Below are 2,987 nucleotides of genomic sequence, written 5' to 3'. Positions count from 1 at the left end.
GGTGGGCAAACCCGCTGAACTGAAACATCTAAGTAGGCGGAGGAGAAGAAAACAAAAGTGATTCCGTAAGTAGTGGCGAGCGAACGCGGATTAGCCCAAACCAATGATGTTACGGCATTGTTGGGGTTGTAGGACCACGATATTCAATGTAAAACGAACTAGAATCTACTGGAAAGTAGAACCAAAGAGGGTGATAGTCCTGTATAGGTAAGTGATATAATTGATAGTGGTATCCTGAGTAGGGCGGGACACGAGAAATCCTGTCTGAATTTGGCGGGACCATCCGCTAAGGCTAAATACTCCTGAGAGACCGATAGTGAACCAGTACCGTGAGGGAAAGGTGAAAAGAACCGTGAATAACGGAGTGAAATAGATCCTGAAACCATACGCTTACAAGCGGTCGGAGCCCCTTCGTGGGGTGACGGCGTGCCTTTTGCATAATGAGCCTACGAGTTAACGTTGCTGGCAAGGATAAGTGGTTAAGCCACGGATCCGTAGCGAAAGCGAGTCTGAATAGGGCGCTTTAGTCAGTAGTGTTAGACGCGAAACCGTGTGATCTACCCATGGACAGGTTGAAGCTGTGGTAACACATAGTGGAGGACCGAACCCGTTGACGTTGAAAAGTCTTGGGATGATCTGTGGGTAGGGGTGAAAGGCCAATCAAACTCGGAAATAGCTCGTACTCCCCGAAATGCATTTAGGTGCAGCGTTAGTTATAAAGTTATATAGAGGTAGAGCTACTGATTGGATGCGGGGGCTTCACCGCCTACCAATTCCTGACAAACTCCGAATGCTATATAATGTTCACTAACAGTGAGGGCTTGGGTGCTAAGGTCCAAGTCCGAGAGGGAAAGAACCCAGACCATCAGCTAAGGTCCCCAAATATATACTAAGTTGAAAGAACGAGGTTTGTCTGCATAGACAGCTAGGATGTTGGCTTGGAAGCAGCCATTCATTTAAAGAGTGCGTAACAGCTCACTAGTCGAGCGGACGAGCATGGATAATAATCGGGCATAAGTATATTACCGAAGCTATGGATTTACAATTTATTGTAAGTGGTAGGGGAGCATTCTAACAGGGTAGAAGGTGAGTCGTAAGGCCTGCTGGACCGGTTAGAAAAGAAAATGTAGGCATAAGTAACGATAATGCGGGCGAGAAACCCGCACACCGAAAGACTAAGGTTTCCACAGCTATGCTAATCAGCTGTGGGTTAGTCGGGACCTAAGGCGAACCCGAAAGGGACAGTCGATGGACAACGGGTTAATATTCCCGTACTACTGTTAACTGTGATGGGGTGACGGAGTGATGAAAGTGCCGCGAACTGACGGAATAGTTCGTTGAAGTACCTACCTATAAGCTGCGCAGGCAAATCCACGCGGCTTGGGGAAATACGATAGTACTCGGAGACTTCGGTTGAAGAGATAGTGCACCTAAGGGCTTCCAAGAAAAACCTCTAAACTTCAGGTTAATAGTACCCGTACCGCAAACCGACACAGGTAGTCGAGATGAGAATTCTAAGGTGCTCGAGAGATTCATGGCTAAGGAATTAGGCAAAATAGACCCGTAACTTCGGGAGAAGGGTCGCCAGCAGCAATGCTGGCCGCAGTGAAGAGGTCCAGGCGACTGTTTATCAAAAACACAGGGCTCTGCAAAATCGTAAGATGAAGTATAGGGCCTGACACCTGCCCGGTGCTGGAAGGTTAAGTGGAGATGTTATCTTCGGAGAAGCATTGAAATGAAGCCCCAGTAAACGGCGGCCGTAACTATAACGGTCCTAAGGTAGCGAAATTCCTTGTCGGGTAAGTTCCGACCTGCACGAATGGTGTAACGATCTGGACACTGTCTCAGCCATGAGCTCGGTGAAATTGTAGTAGCGGTGAAGATGCCGCTTACCCGCAGTGGGACGAAAAGACCCTGTGCACCTTTACTATAGCTTAGTATTGACCTTGGACAAATGATGTGTAGGATAGGTTGGAGACTGTGAAGTGGCGTCGCTAGGCGTTGTGGAGTCATTGTTGAAATACAACCCTTTGTTTGTCTGAGGCCTAACCCCGTTTTGCGGGGGACATTGCTTGGTGGGTAGTTTGACTGGGGTGGTCGCCTCCAAAAGAGTAACGGAGGCTTCTAAAGGTTCCCTCAGTACGCTTGGTAACCGTGCGTAGAGTGCAATGGCATAAGGGAGCTTGACTGAGAGACATACAGGTCGATCAGGTACGAAAGTAGAGCATAGTGATCCGGTGGTTCCGCATGGAAGGGCCATCGCTCAAAGGATAAAAGGTACGCCGGGGATAACAGGCTGATCTCCCCCAAGAGCTCATATCGACGGGGGGGTTTGGCACCTCGATGTCGGCTCGTCACATCCTGGGGCTGGAGAAGGTCCCAAGGGTTGGGCTGTTCGCCCATTAAAGTGGCACGCGAGCTGGGTTCAGAACGTCGTGAGACAGTTCGGTCTCTATCTACTGTGGGCGCAAGAAATTTGAGTGGATCTGATTCTAGTACGAGAGGACCGAATTGGACAAACCTCTAGTGTATCTGTTGTCACGCCAGTGGCACCGCAGAGTAGCTACGTTTGGAAGGGATAAGCGCTGAAAGCATATAAGCGCGAAACCCACCACAAGATGAGATTTCTTTTAAGGGTCGTAGGAGATGACTACGTTGATAGGCTATAGATGTAAAGGCAGTAATGTCATAGTCGAGTAGTACTAATAACCCGTAAGCTTATGTACACTTTTCCTCCCCGCCTCGGCGGGGAGGGAGAAACTTTCTAATAGAATACAATTTTTCTTTATCTCAGTATGTTAAGATATTATGTAATTGGTATTTATAATAATATAAATAGCGTTACAGTAATTGCCCAAAGCAATTATAACCTCTTAAGGTGGTTATTGCGGCGGGGCTCACCTCTTCCCATCCCGAACAGAGTAGTTAAGCCCGCCTGCGCAGATGGTACTGCAGTTATGTGGGAGAGTATGTCGTCGCCTTTCTTT

2 rRNA genes are annotated in these 2,987 nt (G+C 48.2%); both read left to right on the top strand.

Going from position 1 to position 2,987, the window contains the following annotated elements:
- Positions 1 to 2,726: ribosomal RNA gene (locus tag BLV35_RS19035) — 23S ribosomal RNA — on the top strand; the annotation flags it as partial.
- 148 nt (positions 2,727 to 2,874) lie between these two features.
- Positions 2,875 to 2,984: ribosomal RNA gene (rrf, locus tag BLV35_RS19030) — 5S ribosomal RNA — on the top strand.
- Positions 2,985 to 2,987: the final 3 nt, after the last annotated feature.

The organism is Flavobacterium gillisiae, assembly GCF_900107635.1.
GTDB lineage: Bacteria > Bacteroidota > Bacteroidia > Flavobacteriales > Flavobacteriaceae > Flavobacterium > Flavobacterium gillisiae.
Note: the sequence above shows the minus strand (reverse complement) of the source record. Positions and strands in the feature narration are given on the sequence as shown.